General features: G+C 56.8%; 17 protein-coding genes, 1 tRNA gene and 1 pseudogene. All 19 read left to right on the forward strand.

Annotated features, from left to right (window positions below):
- Positions 1 to 835 (forward strand): annotated as a pseudogene (gene glmM / locus Q0C48_RS03615) (phosphoglucosamine mutase); the annotation flags it as partial.
- Between the two features lie 129 nt (positions 836 to 964).
- Positions 965 to 1,726, forward strand: a complete 762-nt coding sequence (tpiA, locus tag Q0C48_RS03620; protein WP_291521671.1) for a triose-phosphate isomerase — start codon at positions 965 to 967, stop codon at positions 1,724 to 1,726.
- Between the two features lie 4 nt (positions 1,727 to 1,730).
- On the forward strand, positions 1,731 to 2,132 hold the full coding sequence (gene secG, locus Q0C48_RS03625) for a preprotein translocase subunit SecG (protein ID WP_291521641.1): 402 nt from the start codon (positions 1,731 to 1,733) through the stop codon (positions 2,130 to 2,132).
- A gap of 37 nt (positions 2,133 to 2,169) precedes the next feature.
- Positions 2,170 to 2,254 (forward strand) — tRNA-Leu (locus Q0C48_RS03630).
- A gap of 131 nt (positions 2,255 to 2,385) precedes the next feature.
- Positions 2,386 to 2,742, forward strand: a complete 357-nt coding sequence (locus Q0C48_RS03635) for an NADH-quinone oxidoreductase subunit A (RefSeq protein ID WP_291521643.1) — start codon at positions 2,386 to 2,388, stop codon at positions 2,740 to 2,742.
- On the forward strand, positions 2,733 to 3,209 hold the full coding sequence (locus Q0C48_RS03640) for an NADH-quinone oxidoreductase subunit B family protein (protein WP_163098500.1): 477 nt from the start codon (positions 2,733 to 2,735) through the stop codon (positions 3,207 to 3,209). Before Q0C48_RS03635 ends, Q0C48_RS03640 begins: the two co-directional genes overlap by 10 nt.
- 3 nt (positions 3,210 to 3,212) lie before the next feature.
- Positions 3,213 to 3,818 carry an NADH-quinone oxidoreductase subunit C gene (locus Q0C48_RS03645; protein ID WP_291521645.1) on the forward strand — a complete coding sequence of 202 codons (606 nt, stop codon included), beginning with the start codon at positions 3,213 to 3,215 and terminating at the stop codon, positions 3,816 to 3,818.
- The gene (locus tag Q0C48_RS03650; RefSeq protein ID WP_291521647.1) at positions 3,805 to 5,058 is read left to right on the forward strand and encodes an NADH-quinone oxidoreductase subunit D; all 1,254 of its coding nucleotides are present in this window, start codon (positions 3,805 to 3,807) and stop codon (positions 5,056 to 5,058) included. The genes Q0C48_RS03645 and Q0C48_RS03650 overlap by 14 nt, the downstream gene beginning before the upstream one ends.
- Positions 5,059 to 5,061: 3 nt before the next feature.
- Positions 5,062 to 5,553 (forward strand): NADH-quinone oxidoreductase subunit NuoE, encoded by a 492-nt coding sequence (gene nuoE / locus Q0C48_RS03655; protein ID WP_291521649.1) that lies wholly within the window; start codon positions 5,062 to 5,064, stop codon positions 5,551 to 5,553.
- On the forward strand, positions 5,543 to 6,826 hold the full coding sequence (nuoF, locus tag Q0C48_RS03660) for an NADH-quinone oxidoreductase subunit NuoF (protein WP_291521651.1): 1,284 nt from the start codon (positions 5,543 to 5,545) through the stop codon (positions 6,824 to 6,826). The genes nuoE and nuoF overlap by 11 nt, the downstream gene beginning before the upstream one ends.
- Entirely contained in the window at positions 6,826 to 9,171 is a 2,346-nt protein-coding gene (nuoG, locus tag Q0C48_RS03665) for an NADH-quinone oxidoreductase subunit NuoG (protein ID WP_291521653.1), read from the forward strand. The genes nuoF and nuoG overlap by 1 nt, the downstream gene beginning before the upstream one ends.
- A gap of 11 nt (positions 9,172 to 9,182) precedes the next feature.
- On the forward strand, positions 9,183 to 10,208 hold the full coding sequence (gene nuoH, locus Q0C48_RS03670) for an NADH-quinone oxidoreductase subunit NuoH (RefSeq protein WP_291521655.1): 1,026 nt from the start codon (positions 9,183 to 9,185) through the stop codon (positions 10,206 to 10,208).
- A 10-nt stretch (positions 10,209 to 10,218) separates the two neighbouring features.
- On the forward strand, positions 10,219 to 10,710 hold the full coding sequence (nuoI, locus tag Q0C48_RS03675) for an NADH-quinone oxidoreductase subunit NuoI (RefSeq protein WP_291521657.1): 492 nt from the start codon (positions 10,219 to 10,221) through the stop codon (positions 10,708 to 10,710).
- 15 nt (positions 10,711 to 10,725) lie between these two features.
- Positions 10,726 to 11,325: an NADH-quinone oxidoreductase subunit J gene (locus tag Q0C48_RS03680; protein WP_291521659.1), complete on the forward strand. Its 600-nt coding sequence runs from the start codon at positions 10,726 to 10,728 to the stop codon at positions 11,323 to 11,325.
- Positions 11,322 to 11,639: an NADH-quinone oxidoreductase subunit NuoK gene (gene nuoK / locus Q0C48_RS03685; protein ID WP_291521661.1), complete on the forward strand. Its 318-nt coding sequence runs from the start codon at positions 11,322 to 11,324 to the stop codon at positions 11,637 to 11,639. Before Q0C48_RS03680 ends, nuoK begins: the two co-directional genes overlap by 4 nt.
- A gap of 1 nt (position 11,640) precedes the next feature.
- A complete protein-coding gene (nuoL, locus tag Q0C48_RS03690; RefSeq protein WP_291521663.1) occupies positions 11,641 to 13,623 on the forward strand; it encodes an NADH-quinone oxidoreductase subunit L in 1,983 nt (660 codons plus the stop codon).
- A 3-nt stretch (positions 13,624 to 13,626) separates the two neighbouring features.
- Entirely contained in the window at positions 13,627 to 15,111 is a 1,485-nt protein-coding gene (locus tag Q0C48_RS03695; protein ID WP_291521665.1) for an NADH-quinone oxidoreductase subunit M, read from the forward strand.
- Positions 15,112 to 15,123: 12 nt separating this feature from the next.
- On the forward strand, positions 15,124 to 16,569 hold the full coding sequence (nuoN, locus tag Q0C48_RS03700) for an NADH-quinone oxidoreductase subunit NuoN (RefSeq protein WP_291521667.1): 1,446 nt from the start codon (positions 15,124 to 15,126) through the stop codon (positions 16,567 to 16,569).
- Positions 16,569 to 16,883: a DUF2818 family protein gene (locus Q0C48_RS03705; RefSeq protein ID WP_291521669.1), complete on the forward strand. Its 315-nt coding sequence runs from the start codon at positions 16,569 to 16,571 to the stop codon at positions 16,881 to 16,883. Before nuoN ends, Q0C48_RS03705 begins: the two co-directional genes overlap by 1 nt.
- The last annotated feature ends 83 nt before the right edge of the window (positions 16,884 to 16,966 follow it).

Raw genomic sequence — 16,966 nt, forward strand, 5'->3', positions numbered from 1 at the left:
ACAGGTGCTGGACTGTGCGCACGGCGCTAATTACAAAGTGGCGCCGATGATTTTCGGGGAGTTGGGCGCCACCCTGGACTTGCTGGGGGCGGAGCCCAACGGCATCAATATCAACGATCAGGTGGGCTCCACCCATCCCGAAGCACTGCGTGCCGCAGTGCTTCGCACCGGCGCAGATATGGGCATTGCCTTTGATGGTGACGGTGATCGCCTGCTCTTGGTGGACGATCAGGGTGAATTACTCGACGGTGATGAAATTCTCTGGTTGCTGGCACGGGATATGTGTCAGCACGGCGAGCTCTCTGGTGTGGTCGGTACGGTCATGACTAATCTCGCTCTGGAACAGGCACTGGCTGGCTGCGGTGTGCCCATGTTGCGCGCGCCAGTGGGTGACCGTTATGTGCTGGAGGCCATGCGTCGCCATGGTTATCCGCTGGGTGGCGAATCATCGGGGCACATAATTACACCCGCGAACACTACCGGCGATGGCATCCTTGCCGCGCTGCGGATATTGGCTATCCTGCGCCGCGCTGGTGCGGCGCTGGCAGTGTTGCGTGAAGGCTACCGTCCTTTTCCTCAGGTGTTGAAGAGCGTGCGCATGGCAGGTGCGCACAGTTTGCTCGACCAGCCATTAGCGCATCAACTCATTGCGGAGGCGGAGGATCGTCTGGGAGGAACCGGACGCTTACTGGTACGGCCATCCGGTACGGAGCCCGTATTACGGATCATGGTAGAGGCGGCCTCTGCCGACGTGGCGGCCGACGTGGCGGCGATGCTGACCACAGAGTTGGTCAAGCTGGCCCTTACCCACACGGTCCCGGGACCGCTAAATTGACCATTCGAGACTGAATCTTTACACTGGCCGCTACATTAGATAATCATGACCGTGCCGTCGGCAACCCCCAGGGGACGATGAGGTCGTCGTGGACATTGATCATAAGGAAGAATTGCCGTGCGTCCCACAATGGTAGCAGGAAACTGGAAGATGAATGGTTTGAGTGCGGATGCAGTGCATCTTACTCAAGCCATTCTCCATGCCGGACTGGAGCCGATGCGCCCTGAGGTGGTGATCTTCCCGCCTTTTACCCTGCTCCACGCAGTGTCTCAGGAGGCTAAAAGCAGCGCCTTGCGCTGGGGTGGGCAAAACCTCTTCTGGGAGGCCAGCGGCGCCTATACGGGAGAAATATCCGGGGCCATGCTCCGTGATATGGGATGCCGTTATGTGCTGATCGGACATTCAGAGCGGCGGCAGATTTTTGCGGAGAGCGATGCGCAGATCGCCCAGAAGGTCAAAGTGGCACTGTTGTCAGGCCTTATCCCAGTGGTTTGTGTAGGTGAAACAGAGGCGGAGCGTGCGCAAGGCACCACGGAGGCGGTATTGCGCCGTCAGGTCGAAGCCGTTCTGCCGCTGTTAAATCTCGAGGCGAGCCAATCCAATATGATCATTGCTTATGAACCCGTTTGGGCCATTGGCACCGGTCTGAGTGCCAGCCCTGAACAGGCACAGGCGGTACATGCTTTCATCCGTGGGTTGGTAGCCGCTTATTCGGCGCATCTTGCCAAACGCCTGTTACTGCTTTACGGCGGAAGCGTAAAAGGTAACAATGCAGCCGCACTTTTTGACCAGGCAGACATTGACGGTGGATTGGTCGGTGGTGCTTCCTTGCAGGCGGGTGAGTTTATCCAAATTTGTCGTGCTGCCGAGTCGGCAGGACGAGGAGGCTGAGTCGATGTACACGGCGTTGCTGGTATTCCAGGTCATCATTTGTATCGTGCTGGTGGGGCTTATTCTGATTCAGAAAGGGCAAGGTGCCGATATTGGCGCGGTCTTCGGGGGTGGTGGTTCGCAGACGGTTTTTGGTGCGCGTGGCGCAGGTAATTTCCTGAGCCATACTACCGCCGTGATTGGCGCCGTATTTTTTCTGAACAGTCTTGGGTTGGCCTATCTTTCCGACCACTCCAGCAGCAGTACGGTTTCTGGTATCACTTTGCCTAGCAAAGTGCCAGTGACCACAGCGGTACCTGTAGCGCCAGTCGTCGCTGCTCCGATGCAGTCGGCAGCAACGACAGCGGGGCCGGTGGCCGGTGCGGTTTCTTCTGCTTCTGCAGGAAAACCCCCCGTCAAGCCTTGACGTGGTTGGCGTGTCATGAGAGAGTTTTAAACGTTAAGCCGAAGTGGTGAAATTGGTAGACACACCGTCTTGAGGGGGCGGCGGCGCAAGCTATACCGGTTCGAGTCCGGTCTTCGGCACCAAATTGCAGCCCATAGGGCTGTTTTTTTGTCTCCGGTTTCATGTGCGACTCTGATTTTCATATAAAAAAATAATTTATAGGTGGCTTTGGATGAGGTTTTCCGGGGCCTGTATTGGGTGGAGGGGGTTGGGGATGTTGAACCACTATTTGCCAGTGCTCATATTTCTGCTCGTTGCATTGGTGGTTGGCGTAGTCCCGCTGCTGATGGGGTCTTCGCTGGGGCCAAGCAAGCCGGACAGCGAAAAACTCTCACCCTATGAATGCGGGTTCGAGGCTTTTGAGGACGCGCGCGTGAAATTCGACGTACGCTACTATCTTGTGGCTATCCTCTTCATTCTCTTTGATCTGGAGATTGCGTTCCTCTTTCCCTGGGCGGTAGTCTTCGATCAGATCGGGATGGTGGGTTTCCTCGCCATGATGATTTTCCTTGCCATTCTGGTCGTTGGCTTCATTTATGAATGGAAGAAGGGGGCGCTGGAATGGGAATAGAAGGTATCCTCGAAAAAGGCTTCGTCACCACGAGTATTGATACCGTGGTGAATTGGAGCCGTACCGGTTCTCTCTGGCCCATGACCTTCGGTCTCGCCTGCTGTGCGGTGGAGATGATGCACGCTGGCGCCGCGCGCTACGATCTGGATCGCTTCGGCATTGTCTTCCGTCCCAGTCCGCGCCAGTCCGACGTGATGATCGTGGCGGGGACGCTGGTCAACAAGATGGCGCCAGCCTTGCGCAAGGTCTATGACCAAATGCCGGAACCCCGCTGGGTAGTCTCCATGGGTTCCTGTGCCAACGGCGGCGGCTATTATCATTATTCCTACAGCATCGTGCGGGGCTGTGACCGCATCGTGCCCGTGGATATTTATGTGCCGGGTTGCCCGCCTACTGCCGAGGCCTTGCTTTTCGGCCTGATTCAGTTACAGAAAAAAATCCGTCGCACCAATACCATTGCCAGGTGAGCCATGACTGACGCACTCGAAAATTTGCGCCAGTATCTGGGCGCAGCACTGGGGGAGACACTGCGCAACGCGCGGATGGATCGCGGTGAGTTGACCGTGGAGTTGTCCCGTGAGGGTTTTTTAGCGGCGTGTCTCCGGCTTCGGGATGACGCGGACTGCGCCTTTGATTTGTTGGTGGACGTCTGCGGCGTGGACTATGTCGACTACGGCGATGGACTCTGGGAGGGTCCGCGCTTTGCCGTGGTCTATCATCTGCTCTCCCTGAAACATCGCCAGCGCTTGCGGGTGCGTATTTTTGCCGATGACGATCTGCCGATTGTGCCATCCGTAGTGGATATCTGGGCGGCGGCCAACTGGTTTGAGCGTGAGGCTTTTGATCTTTACGGGATTCTCTTTGACGGTCACCCGGACTTGCGGCGTATCCTCACGGACTATGGCTTTGTAGGTTATCCCTTCCGTAAGGATTTCCCCCTGGTTGGTACGGTGGAAATGCGCTACGACGCGGATCAGGGCCGGGTGGTCTACGAGCCGACGCGTACTGAGGAGCGCGTGGTGGTGCCGCGTATCATCCGCGAGGAAGAGGAGGGTCGCTACAATGCCCGAAATTAACAATTTCACCATGAATTTCGGGCCGCAGCATCCGTCTGCCCATGGCGTGCTGCGTCTGGTGCTGGAGCTCGATGGTGAGGTGATCGAGCGCGCCGATCCCCATATCGGTTTGCTGCACAGGGCCACAGAGAAGCTTGCGGAAAACAAGACCTATCTGCAGAACTTGCCTTATATGGACCGTCTCGATTATGTGTCGATGCTGTGCAACGAACATGCGTACTGCCTGGCGGTGGAAAAACTGCTCGGTGTCGAAGTGCCTGTCCGCGCGCAATATATCCGCACCCTGTTCGACGAGATTACCCGCGTTCTCAATCATCTGCTCTGGCTGGGTGCCTATGCGCTGGATGTCGGTGCGATGAGTGTCTTTCTCTACTGCTTCCGCGAGCGGGAAGACCTCATGGATGTCTATGAAGCCGTGTCCGGTGCGCGCATGCATGCCGCCTACTATCGCCCGGGTGGTGTCTACCGTGATTTGCCGGCACAGATGCCCCTGTATCAGCCGTCTCCTTACCGGAACGCTAAGCGTTTGACGGAACTCAATGGCAACCGCCAGGGCAGCATGCTGGATTTTATTGAAGACTTTACCCGCCGTTTTCCCACCTATGTGGATGAGTATGAAACCCTGCTGACGGATAATCGTATCTGGAAGCAGCGCACCGTGGGTATCGGCGTGGTGGGACCGGAGCGGGCCATTCAACTGGGCTTCACCGGTCCTATGCTGCGGGCTTCCGGGGTGGCCTGGGATCTGCGGCGTACGCAACCCTACGCGGCTTATGCGGAACTGGATTTTGACATTCCGGTGGGTAAAACCGGGGATTGTTATGATCGTTATCTGGTTCGTGTGGCCGAGATGCGGCAGAGCAACCAGATTATTGCCCAGTGTGTGGACTGGCTGCGCAAGAACCCCGGCCCGGTGATTACCGATGATTTCAAAGTAGCCACGCCGCCCCGCGAAGAGATGAAAACCAGCATGGAAGCGCTGATTCATCACTTCAAGCTCTTCTCCGAGGGCATGGCGGTCCCCGCGGGCGAAGTCTATGCCGCGGTGGAGGCCCCCAAGGGGGAATTCGGCATTTACATGATTTCCGATGGTGCCAACAAGCCCTACCGGATGAAAATCCGGGCACCCGGATTCCCGCATCTTGCCGCCATGGATGAGATGGCGCGGGGACACATGATCGCGGACGTGGTGGCTATTTTGTCTACCATGGACATTGTTTTCGGCGAGATCGACAGGTAAGCCATGTTATCGGAAAAGTCTCTGGCAGAAATTGCCCGTGAACGGGCCAAATATCCGGCGGATCAGGCACGTTCCGCCCTGTTGGCGGCGCTGCGCATTGCCCAGGAGGAGCAGGGTTATCTGAGTGATGCGGTGATGGAGTATGTCGCCGATCTGCTCGGCATCCCGGCGATTCAGGTCTATGAGGTGGCTACCTTTTACAGTATGTACGACCTCCAGCCGGTGGGTCGGCACAAGCTCTGCGTTTGTGGTAGCGTATCCTGCTTTCTGAACGGCTCTGACGCGATACTTCAGCACCTCAGTGAGCGTCTGGGGGTGGGCCTTGGTGAGACGACCGCAGACGGTCTCTTTACCCTGCAGGAAGTGGAGTGTTTGGGTGCCTGTAAAGACGCACCGATGCTGCAGGTCGGTGATCACTATTACGGGAATTTGACTCCGGAGAGTCTGGATGCCTTGCTGGCGGAATTACGTGGGGGGGCCGACGATGTTCGTTAATGGTGTTACGCTGCAGAATCGTGGTTTGCCCGACTCCCACCGTCTTTCCGTATATGCCGGGACCGGGGGCTATGGCGCTCTGCGCAAAGTGCTGCTGGACCCCATGGCGCCAGATCAGATCATCAGCGAGATAAAAAAATCTGCTCTGCGTGGCCGGGGTGGCGCTGGTTTCCCTACCGGGCTGAAGTGGAGTTTTATGCCCAAGGGGGTGACGGGTACCAAGTATCTGCTTTGCAATGCCGACGAGGGTGAGCCCGGTACCTGCAAGGACCGGGACATCATGCGCTATGAACCCCATCGTCTGATTGAGGGCATGATTATCGGTGCCTACGCCATGGGGGCCAGTGCCGGATACATTTTCATCCGCGGCGAATTTGTGGAACCGATCCATATTGTGGAAGGGGCGCTGGAAGAGGCTTACGCGAAGGGTTATCTCGGACAGAACATTCTCGGCACCGATTTCTCCTTTGATCTGTATGTATATCGGGGCGCGGGTGCCTACATCTGCGGTGAGGAAACGGCGCTGATGGAGGCGTTGGAGGGGAAGAAGGGGCAGCCGCGCTTCAAACCGCCATTCCCGGCCAGTTACGGCTTATACGGACGGCCTACCACCATCAATAATGTGGAAACCTTCGCCTCAGTCCCGGACATCATCACCAAGGGCGGTGACTGGTTCCTGAATTTGGGCAAGCCCAATAACGGCGGCACCAAAATTTTCTCGGTGACGGGTCATGTGCAGAAGCCGGGTAACTATGAAGTGCCCATGGGCTTGCCCTTTAAGGACTTGTTGGCGATGGCAGGCGGGCTGCGACCGGGTCGCCAGTTAAAGGCGGTCATTCCCGGGGGAACCAGCACGGCCATGGTGGCGGGTGCCGCCATGATGGATGTGACCATGGACTATGACTCCATCTCCAAAGCCGGTTCGGCGCTGGGCGCGGGTTCGGTGATTATCATAGATAACAGTGTTTGCATTGTGAAAACGGTGGAGCGTATTGCCCGCTTTTACATGCATGAATCCTGCGGCCAGTGTACGCCCTGCCGGGAAGGCATGGGCTGGCTGTGGCGGGTGATGCATCGCCTCGAAAACGGTCAGGGCCGAGAAGAGGACTTACAACTGCTGCTGGATGTGGGTTCGCGCATTGAGGGCCGCACTATCTGTGCCCTGGCCGATGGCGGCGTGGCTCCGGTGGTCAGCTCTATCCGCCTGTTCCGCGAAGAATATGAATACCACATTCAGCATAAGCGTTGCCTGATCAGCATGGGAGTTGCCTGATGCCGCACATCGAAATCGACGGGCAGGCCATTGAGGTGGCACCAGGGACCACCATTATGGAGGCCGCCGAGTCTTTGGGGATTTATATCCCGTTTTTCTGCTATCACCCGAAATTGTCGGTCGCGGCCAATTGCCGCATGTGTTTGGTGGATGTAGAAAAAGCTCCCAAGCCATTGCCGGCCTGTGCGACGCCCGTTGCCGATGGCATGAAGGTTGCGACCGCTTCGCGCAAGGCGAAGATGGCACAGCAGGGGGTGCTGGAGTTTCTGCTTATCAACCATCCTTTGGACTGCCCCATCTGTGATCAGGGTGGTGAATGTCCCTTGCAGGACATCACCATGGGCTTTGCTAACCCGCACAGCCACTACACGGAAGAGAAACGGGTCGTGGAGGACAAGAATATCGGGCCACTTATCGCTACGGAAATGACCCGCTGCATCCAGTGTACCCGCTGCGTGCGCTTCGGCCAGGAGATCGGCGGGATCATGGAGCTCGGGGCGACAGGGCGTGGCGAGCATATGGCCATTGGTACCTATGTCGCCAAGGCAGTGCAGTCAGAATTATCCGGCAACATGATTGACCTCTGCCCGGTGGGCGCGCTGACCAGTAAACCTTTCCGCTATAAGGCGCGTTCCTGGGAGTTGAAGCATACACCGGGACTCTGCCCGCATTGTTCGACGGGCTGTAATACCGATGTGCAGAGTCTGGGCCGTGAAGTGTTGCGGGTACTGCCACGTGCCAATCAGGCGGTGAATGAAGACTGGATTTGTGACAAGGGACGTTACGCCTATACCGGCCTGCAAGCCGAGGATCGCGTGACGCAGCCCTTGCTGCGTGTCGATGGAGTGTGGTGTGAGGCCTCGTGGGCGGAAGCGCTGGATGCCGCTTTGTCAGGACTGGAGCAGATGATCGCCCGGCATGGTGCGGGACGACTGGCCGGTCTGATTTCGGCCCAGTCCAGCAACGAAGAGCTCTTGCTTTTCCAGGCCCTGTTGCGCGGTCTGGGCAGCCCGCATGTGGACCATCGTCTGCGTCAGCAGGATTTCCGTGCGGATGCCGCGATGCCGACCTATCCGGCTCTGAACATGGCGTTGGAAGATCTGGAGCGCGAACCCGTTGTGCTGCTTTGCCACGCCTTTCCGCGGCAACAGCAGCCGCTGACCAACCATCGTCTGCGTAAGTCCGTGTTGCAGGGCGGTAAAGTGATTGCCATCGATAGCCTGCGTCGGGATTTCAACTATCCCGTAACCCAACTGGTGGCGGATGCAGGTGCTGATCTGGCCCTCTATGAGGCGCTCTGCAGCCAGTTGTCCGGTCATGCTGAGAAGGCGGACGCAGTGCCCTTGGCGCATGTCGCGAGCGACTTGCTCGCGGCAGACAACCCGCTGATTCTCATCGGTAGTGCTTTGCTGCACCACCCGCAGGCGGCGGCGATGATTGCACAGATTGAGACGCTTGCCGAGTTGGCGGGCGGGCGGGTGGGCTGGCTGGCGCAAGAGGCCAATAGCGCCGGGGCCTGGCTGAGTGGCTGTGTACCCCACCGTTTGCCAGGGGGGCATACGGCGCCTGCGCCGGGGCTGCCCGCCGATGCGCTTTGGGATGCGGATATGCGGGGTTTCGTACTCCTAGGCACAGAGCCGGGTGTGGACGCGATGCGCGGCGCAGCGGCGTTGGCGGCCTTGCAAAAAGCGGAGTTCGTGCTGAGCATCACGCAGTTTGCCGGCGAAGCGAAACAGTATGCTGACGTGATTCTGCCCATGGCGGCTTTTGCCGAGGGCTCCGGATCGTTCGTTAATAATGAAGGGCGCCTGCAATCCTTTCGGGCAGCGGTAAAAATGCCGGGCGAGGCGCGTCCCGCCTGGAAGATACTGCGCGTGCTCGGTGACGGTCTTAAGCTGTCTGGATTCCAGTTTAATGAACTGAGTGAAGTAACCGCCGCTTGGCAGCACGCAATCGGGGACTATGCGCTGGATGTGCCGCCTTTCCATGCTTTTCCCACTTTGGAGCCGGTCCCTGAGCCCATGTCTGCCGATGGGTTATGCCGTCTGGGTGACTGGTCCATCTATCAGGGCGATCCACTGGTGCGGCGTGCCGCGCCCCTCGCCCAGCCCGCCGTGGCGAAAATGCATCCAGATCAGGCCAAGGCGCTGGCCCTGCGCGGGGACTCCGTCGAAATCAGCAGTCACTGTGGCAAGATCTCGCTGCCTCTGGTACTGGATGTGCGGATTCCGATGGGTACTGTCTGGGTGCCGGCGGGGTATAACGAAACTGCCGCATTAGGCGCCACATACGCAACCTGCGCGGTGACCATGGCGACACTGCCTGCCGTTGCGGCCAGTGCTTAGGAGGCAGAGCCATGCATGATTTGCAGAATACGGCGTGGTGGGCGATCCTTTGGTCGTTGATCAAGATCATCATTGTGGTGGTGCCGCTACTATTGGGCGTGGCCTATCTGACCTTGGCCGAGCGTAAGGTGATCGGTTATATACAGGTACGTCTGGGTCCTAATCGGGTGGGCTTCAGGGGTTCGTTGCAGCCGATTGCGGATGCGATCAAGCTGATGTTCAAGGAAGTGATCGTTCCTACCAACGCCAATCGCTTTCTGTTTTTGGCGGCACCCGTGCTGGCTTTTGTGCCGGCATTGCTGGTCTGGGCGGCCATTCCTTTTGGTCCGGATGTGGCCATCTCCAATATGAACGGTGGCCTGCTCTACGTGCTGGCTATTGCCGGTCTGGGTGTATACGGCATCATTGTCGCGGGCTGGGCGTCCAATTCCAAATACGCCTTTCTGGGGGCCATGCGTGCGGCAGCGCAGTTGGTGGCTTATGAAATCGCCATGGGTTTTGCCTTGGTGGGGGTACTGATGCTGGCCCAGACCCTGAATTTGACTAAAATCGTTGAAGCCCAGGCAGGCGGCGGTTTCTGGTCCTGGTACTGGCTGCCACTGTTCCCTTTCTTTCTGGTGTACTTTATTTCCGGCATAGCGGAAACCAACCGCGCCCCTTTTGACGTAGCGGAAGGCGAATCAGAAATTGTGGCGGGCTTCCATGTGGAATATTCCGGGATGGCCTTTGCACTGTTCTTCCTGGCTGAATATGCCAACATGATTTTCGTTTCCCTGCTGACGACGGTGCTCTTTCTCGGTGGCTGGTATGCGCCGATCAATACACCATTGCTCACCTGGATACCCGGAATAGTCTGGTTATTGCTGAAAACGGCTTTCCTGCTGTATGTGTTTTTGTGGATTCGCGCCACTTTTCCCCGTTATCGCTATGACCAGATCATGCGTTTGGGCTGGAAAGTGTTTATCCCGGTGACGATCGCCTGGATTGTCGTAATCGGCGTTGCTCTGGAAACGCCCTTGCGTGCCATTTTGCGCTGAGGAGAACAATATGCAATTTCGCCCCAAGCAATGGTTCAACACCTTTTTCCTGACCGAGATGCTGCGCGGCATGCAGCTTACCGGTCGTTATTTCTTTGCGCGAAAAATTACCGTGCAATACCCCGAAGAGCAGACGCCGCAATCGCCGCGTTTCCGCGGCCTGCACGCCTTGCGCCGCTACGAGAATGGCGAGGAACGCTGCATTGCCTGCAAGCTCTGTGAAGCCGTGTGTCCGGCGTTGGCTATTACCATCGAAAGCGACGTCCGTAGCGATGGTACACGGCGGACGACGCGCTATGACATTGATCTCAGCAAGTGCATTTTTTGCGGACTTTGTGAAGAGTCCTGTCCGGTGGACTCCATCGTTGAAAGCCGGGTGCTGTCTTATCATGGCGAAACTCGCGGCGACCTGATATATACCAAAGACATGCTGCTGGCCAACGGCGATCGCCTGGAAGCGGAGCTGGCTGCCGATCGCGATGTTGATCGCGCCTATCGCTGACGGAGAACGGATGCCATGCTGCCAGTAACCACGATTCTGTTTTATATTTTCTCCGCCATACTGCTGGGTTCGGCAACCCTCGTGGTAACGGCGCGTAATCCGGTGTACGCGACCTTGTATCTGGTGCTGGCATTTTTTAATGCGGCCGCCCTGTTCATCCTGCTGGGAGCAGAATTCCTGGGGCTGGTCCTGATCCTGGTTTATGTGGGCGCGGTGATGGTGCTTTTCCTCTTTGTGGTGATGATGCTGGATATCAACCTGGCGCGTCTCAAAGAAGGCTTTCTCGGCTATCTGCCACTAGGTCTGGCCATTGCTATCCTCGGTGTGCTGGAACTGGTGGTTGTTTTCTGGACTTCTCCGCTGGGTCATATTCCCGCACCCGCAGCCATACCGGCCAATGCCGATAATACGCGGGCACTGGGGGTTCTTCTTTATACCCAATACCTGTACCCATTTGAAATTGCCGCGGTTATTCTGCTGGTGGCGATTATTGCCGCCATCGCCCTGACCTTGCGGCGCCGGAGCGGTACCAAAACCCAGAATATTGGTGCACAGATGGCCGTGCGCGCCAAAGATCGGGTGCATCTGGTGGATTTGCGGGAGCCTAAATCATGAGTGCTGGACAACCAACCCTGGCGGCCTACCTGATCCTTGGAGCGATACTCTTTTCCATCGGCGTGGTCGGCATTTTCCTCAACCGCAAGAATGTCATCATTCTGCTGATGGCCATTGAATTGTTGCTGCTGGCGGTGAATATCAACCTAGTCGCATTTTCCCGTTATCTGGGTAATCTCGACGGACAGGTGTTTGTGTTTTTTATTCTTACCGTGGCGGCTGCCGAAGCGGCGATTGGTCTGGCGATACTGGTCGCCTATTTCCGCAATCGTCATAGCATCGATGTAGATGATATCGACGAGTTGAGGGGTTGATATGTGGGTTTTTGACTGGTTAAACGCCTTTCCCCCTCTTGCCGTGTATCTGACCATTCCGTTGGCGCCGCTGGTGGGTGCCCTGGTGGCCGGTTTCTGGGGCTGGAAGCTCCGGGAGCAGGCGCATTGGGCGCCTATCATCGGGGTGGCTATTGCCTTCTATCTGTCTTTAGCGGTGCTCTGGCAGGCCAGTCACGGCATCACCTTTTACGGGAATGTCTATACCTGGGCGGTATTAGGGCATCTGCCGGTATCTGTCGGTTTTGATATCGACAGCCTGACGGTACTAATGCTGGTCATTGTGACCTTTGTATCCCTGTGTGTGCATCTTTATACCATCGGTTATATGCATGGTGATCCGGGTTACGCGCGTTTCTTCAGTTATATTGCCTTGTTCACGTTCAGCATGATTATGCTGGTGATGAGCAATAATTTTCTCCAGCTCTTTTTTGGTTGGGAAGCGGTGGGTCTGGTTTCCTACCTGCTCATCGGTTTCTGGTTCCAGCGGGAAAGTGCCAATGTCGCGGCACTTAAGGCATTCATCGTCAACCGCGTCGGCGATTTCGGCTTTTTAGTCGGTATTGCCGCAGTGTATCACTATTTTGGCAGTCTGGATTACCGCACGGTATTCGCGGCTATACCCCATCTGGTGGGGCAGACGGTAGAAATCATTCCGGGTCATCCCTGGAGCGTACTGACCTGGATAGCTTTGCTCCTGTTCATTGGCGCCATGGGTAAATCGGCGCAGGTGCCTTTGCATGTCTGGCTGCCGGAATCCATGGAGGGCCCGACCCCTATTTCCGCCCTGATCCATGCGGCGACCATGGTCACTGCGGGTATTTTTATGGTCGCGCGGATGTCACCGATTTATGAAGAGTCAGCGATGGCCCTTACCGTGGTGCTGATCATCGGTGCGGTGACTGCGCTCTTTATGGGACTCATCGGTCTGGTGCAGAACGACATCAAGCGCATCATTGCTTACTCGACCCTTTCCCAGTTGGGTTACATGACCGCGGCGCTGGGCGCTTCCGCTTTTTCCGCGGCAATTTTCCATCTGATGACCCACGCCTTCTTTAAGTCATTGTTATTCCTGGCAGCAGGTTCGGTGATTCATGCGATGGCTAACGAGCAGGATATCCGCAAAATGGGCGGACTGCGCAAGGCCATGCCCATCACCTATATCACCTTCCTGATCGGTAGCTTGGCGTTATCGGGCATGCCACCCTTCGCCGGTTTCTTCAGTAAGGACCTCATTATTGAAGCCGTAGGGCTCTCGACCCTGCCCGGCGCCGGCTGGGCAGAGTTCATGCTGGTGGCAGGCGCCTTCGTCACGGCACTCTATACCTTCCGAATGTTCTTTCTGGTCTTTCATGGTACCCCCCGTATGGATGCCCACACCCATGCGCATCTGCACGAATCACCCAGGGTGATTACCGTGCCCCTGATTGCCCTGAGCATTCCGGCGGCCTATGCAGGCTGGGCCTATATCGGTCCTGTCGGTCTTGGGCACTTCCTTGATTCTTCCCTGGTGATCGCCCCGCCATGGAATACAGTCGGAGAGATCAGCGCGCATTGGCAGGGTGCCGGAGCGTTCCTGCTGCACGGTGTACTGGCTTGGCCGTTCTGGCTGGCACTTGCTGGAATCGTTGTTGCTGCCTGGTTCTACTGGCTGCACCAGGGTCTGCCAGTGATGCTGACCCGTGTCCTCAGTCCTTTTATCTGGGTGCTGGAGAGCAAATACGGTTTTGACGCTTTCAACCGGACGGTTCTGGTGCGTGGTGTCTTGCAACTTGGCCGTTTGTTCTGGCATGTGGGCGATGAGCGTCTCATCGACGGTATCATGGTCAATGGTACTGCCCGTGAGATCGGTAAAGCGGCATTGTCGTGGCGGCGTGTCCAGACGGGTTATATTTACCACTATGCTTTCGCAATGATTATCGGGTTGATTCTGCTCATGACTTATTTTGCGGTCTGGAGAGGATAGGGTATGACGCATTCATCCCTCCTCAGTTATGCCATCTGGGTGCCGATCATCGGTGGTCTGCTGGTCCTCGCGGTGGGTGATCGCCGTGCCGAGGCTGCGCGCTGGCTGGCGCTGGTGGTGTCTCTGGCCGCCTTCGCCGTGACCATTCCACTTTTCACCGGGTTTGATACGCATACGGCGGCGATGCAGTTCAGCGAGCGGGTCGCCTGGATTCCTTCCCTGAATATTTTTTATCACCTGGGTATCGACGGAATTTCCCTATGGTTTATTTTGCTCACCAGTTTCCTGACGGTGCTGGTGGTCATCAGTTCCTGGCGGAATGTGCAGGAGCGGGTGGCGCAGTTCATGGCGGCCTTCCTGATCATGGAAGGCATGATGATTGGTGTCTTCTGTGCGTTGGATGCCGTCCTGTTTTACGTGTTTTGGGAAGCCATGCTCATCCCCATGTTCCTGATTATCGGGGTATGGGGTGGTCCGCGACGGGTCTACGCGACCATTAAGTTCTTTCTGTATACCTTTCTGGGGTCGGTGCTGATGCTGGTGGCGCTGCTCTACCTGTACTTCCACAGTGGTGACAGCTTCAGTTTGCTGGTGTTTCAGAAAACCCCTCTGGGGATGACCGCGCAGATCCTCATCTTCCTGGCCTTTTTCCTCGCCTTCGCGGTGAAAATCCCCATGTGGCCGGTGCATACCTGGTTGCCCGACGCCCATGTAGAGGCGCCGACAGGGGGATCCGTCATTCTTGCGGCGGTGATGCTCAAGATGGGTGCCTACGGCTTCCTGCGTCTGAGCCTGCCCATTGTGCCTGATGCCAGTCATAAGCTGGCCTGGCTGATGATTCTCTTGTCCCTCATCGCGATCATTTATGTCGCGCTGGTGGCCATTGTGCAGGAGGACATGAAGAAGCTGATTGCGTATTCCTCCGTCGCCCACATGGGTTTCGTGACCCTGGGCTTTTTCGTGTTCGATAGTGTGGCGATTGAGGGCAGTATTATCCAGATGTTGTCGCATGGTTTTATCAGTGCGGCCATGTTCCTTTGTGTTGGGGTGCTCTATGACCGGATGCATACCCGCAATATAAAAGCCTATGGTGGTGTGGCCAATGTCATGCCGATTTTTGCGGCGCTGATGATGCTCTTTGCCATGGGTAATGTCGGCCTGCCGGGCACCTCCGGCTTTGTCGGCGAATTTATGGTGGTGCTCGGGACCTATCAGGTGAGCCCCTGGGCGGCGATTCTGGCGGCCACTGGCTTGATTACCGGCGCCAGTTATACCCTCTGGCTCTTCAAGCGGGCGATTTTTGGCGGCGTTACCCATCCCGAGGTGGCCGGGCTGAAAGACCTTGATGGTCGGGAGATGTTTGTACTGGGTACCCTGGCGGTCTTTACCTTGCTATTGGGGCTCTGGCCAGCGCCCTTCCTCAATATCGTGCATAGCTCGGTACAGCACCTGGTGACTCAGGTGTCTCTCTCCAAAATTCCGGCGTAAAGGACTTTGCCTATGAATTCATTCCTTATGCACTGGACTTTCGCCATACCGGAAATCTGGGTACTGACGATGGCCTGCGTTGTTTTGCTGACGGACTTGTTCTGGGGCGATCGTCTGCGTGATCTTGCGGCAGTACTGACGGTGCTGACCCTGATCGGTGCCGCCGTGCTGACCATTTTTGAGATGGGGCAGAGCGGTACAGCCTTTGCCGGTCTCTTCGTTCTCGATCCCTTCACCAACGTCGCGGAGTTGTTCAGCTATCTCGCTGTATTGATGGTGGTGCTCTATTCCAGGCGCTACCTCGTGGATCGTGGCATTTATCGGGGCGAAGTGTTCGTGCTGCTGCTCTTTGCCTTGCTGGGCATCATGGTGATGGTCTCGGGCGGCAGCCTGCTCAGCATATATCTCGGGCTGGAACTGCTGGCGCTGAGCCAGTACGCCCTGGTTGCCTTCTATCGCGACAGTGTGGTGGCGACGGAAGCCGGGTTGAAGTATTTCGTCCTCGGCGCCCTGGCCTCTGGAATGCTGCTCTACGGCATGTCGCTTCTCTATGGCCTGACGGGGACCCTGGATATGCGGGATATTGCCGGCGCGTTGGTGAATGTGACTGCGAGTAACCTGGTACTGGTCTTTGCCATCGTGTTTATTGTTGCTGGTATTGCCTTCAAACTGGGCGCGGCGCCTTTTCATATGTGGTTACCCGATGTCTATCAAGGCGCGCCCACGGTGGTGACAACCTTCCTCGCCTCGGCACCAAAAATCGGCGCCTTCGCCCTGATCATCCGTCTACTGGTAGACGGTGGCTACGGAATGCTGGAATCCTGGCAGCAGGTTTTTGTCGCGCTGAGCCTGGTGTCTCTGGTGGTCGGTAATGTGATCGCTATTGCCCAGCAGAATATTAAGCGGATGCTGGCGTATTCCACCGTCGGTCACGTCGGATTCCTGTCGCTGGGCATTGTCGCAGGCACCGAGGCAGGACTGGCCAGTGCGTTTTTCTATACCGTGGTCTATGTGCTGATGTCCCTGGCCGGTTTTGGCATGATTATGCTGCTCAGCCGGGCGGGTTTTGAGGCGGAACGCATTGATGACTTCAAGGGCCTGGCGCAGCGCAAGCCCTGGTATGCCTTCCTGATGCTGATCATCATGTTCTCCATGGCGGGTGTGCCGCCGACGGTGGGTTTTTATGCCAAATTGGCGGTGTTTCAGGCCGTGATTGCCGCCGGCTATGTCTGGCTTGCGGTGATCGGCGTACTGCTGGCGGTGATCGGGGCATTTTATTATCTGCGCGTGGTCAAAGTGATGTACTTTGACAAAGCGGATGCCGAGACGGGGATTATCGTGCGTGATGACTTGGCCAGTACCGCATTAAGCATTAACAGTCTGGCGCTGTTGGTGCTCGGCATCCTGCCGGGGCCGCTGATGGCCTTTTGCTTCTACGCCATGCAGGGAGTGATCTGATGAGTATGCAAGACTGGGCGCTAGCCTATATCGCACTGGCTTTTATCGCGGCTAATCTGCCGTGGCTGAGTAATCGTCTGTTCTTTTTCCGTGCCGCAGCCGGTGACAAAGCGTTGCAGTGGTATCTGCTTGAGTGGCTGGTAATGTATCTCATCGTTGGCGTCATCGGTATGGGTATGGAGCGTAGTCTGGATGGTCAGATCCACGATCAGGGTTGGGAGTTTTATGTGGTTGCCCTGTGCATGTTCGCCGTTTTTGCCATCCCGGGCTTTATCTGGCGCTTTAATGTACTGCCGATATTGCGCAGATCTTGACGTATAGCCCGCTAGTCGGTACATTTGTGGGCTGCAGGCGCGTAGCTCAGGGGGAGAGCGCTACCTTGACACGGTAGAGGTCG

The sequence above is a fragment of the Acidithiobacillus sp. genome, from assembly GCF_023255755.1.
GTDB lineage: Bacteria > Pseudomonadota > Gammaproteobacteria > Acidithiobacillales > Acidithiobacillaceae > Acidithiobacillus.

Excerpts from the sequence above, each read along its gene's own strand:
- Q0C48_RS03705 (WP_291521669.1), top strand. The coding sequence starts at position 16,569 with ATGAGTATGCAAGACTGGGCGCTAGCCTATATCGCACTGGCTTTTATC.
- Q0C48_RS03645 (WP_291521645.1), top strand. The coding sequence starts at position 3,213 with ATGACTGACGCACTCGAAAATTTGCGCCAGTATCTGGGCGCAGCACTG.
- nuoI (WP_291521657.1), top strand. The coding sequence starts at position 10,219 with ATGCAATTTCGCCCCAAGCAATGGTTCAACACCTTTTTCCTGACCGAG.
- Q0C48_RS03695 (WP_291521665.1), top strand. The coding sequence starts at position 13,627 with ATGACGCATTCATCCCTCCTCAGTTATGCCATCTGGGTGCCGATCATC.
- nuoH (WP_291521655.1), top strand. The coding sequence starts at position 9,183 with ATGCATGATTTGCAGAATACGGCGTGGTGGGCGATCCTTTGGTCGTTG.
- nuoG (WP_291521653.1), top strand. The coding sequence starts at position 6,826 with ATGCCGCACATCGAAATCGACGGGCAGGCCATTGAGGTGGCACCAGGG.
- Q0C48_RS03640 (WP_163098500.1), top strand. The coding sequence starts at position 2,733 with ATGGGAATAGAAGGTATCCTCGAAAAAGGCTTCGTCACCACGAGTATT.
- nuoN (WP_291521667.1), top strand. The coding sequence starts at position 15,124 with ATGAATTCATTCCTTATGCACTGGACTTTCGCCATACCGGAAATCTGG.
- nuoF (WP_291521651.1), top strand. The coding sequence starts at position 5,543 with ATGTTCGTTAATGGTGTTACGCTGCAGAATCGTGGTTTGCCCGACTCC.
- nuoE (WP_291521649.1), top strand. The coding sequence starts at position 5,062 with ATGTTATCGGAAAAGTCTCTGGCAGAAATTGCCCGTGAACGGGCCAAA.
- nuoL (WP_291521663.1), top strand. The coding sequence starts at position 11,641 with ATGTGGGTTTTTGACTGGTTAAACGCCTTTCCCCCTCTTGCCGTGTAT.
- Q0C48_RS03680 (WP_291521659.1), top strand. The coding sequence starts at position 10,726 with ATGCTGCCAGTAACCACGATTCTGTTTTATATTTTCTCCGCCATACTG.
- secG (WP_291521641.1), top strand. The coding sequence starts at position 1,731 with ATGTACACGGCGTTGCTGGTATTCCAGGTCATCATTTGTATCGTGCTG.
- nuoK (WP_291521661.1), top strand. The coding sequence starts at position 11,322 with ATGAGTGCTGGACAACCAACCCTGGCGGCCTACCTGATCCTTGGAGCG.
- Q0C48_RS03650 (WP_291521647.1), top strand. The coding sequence starts at position 3,805 with ATGCCCGAAATTAACAATTTCACCATGAATTTCGGGCCGCAGCATCCG.
- tpiA (WP_291521671.1), top strand. The coding sequence starts at position 965 with ATGGTAGCAGGAAACTGGAAGATGAATGGTTTGAGTGCGGATGCAGTG.
- Q0C48_RS03635 (WP_291521643.1), top strand. The coding sequence starts at position 2,386 with ATGTTGAACCACTATTTGCCAGTGCTCATATTTCTGCTCGTTGCATTG.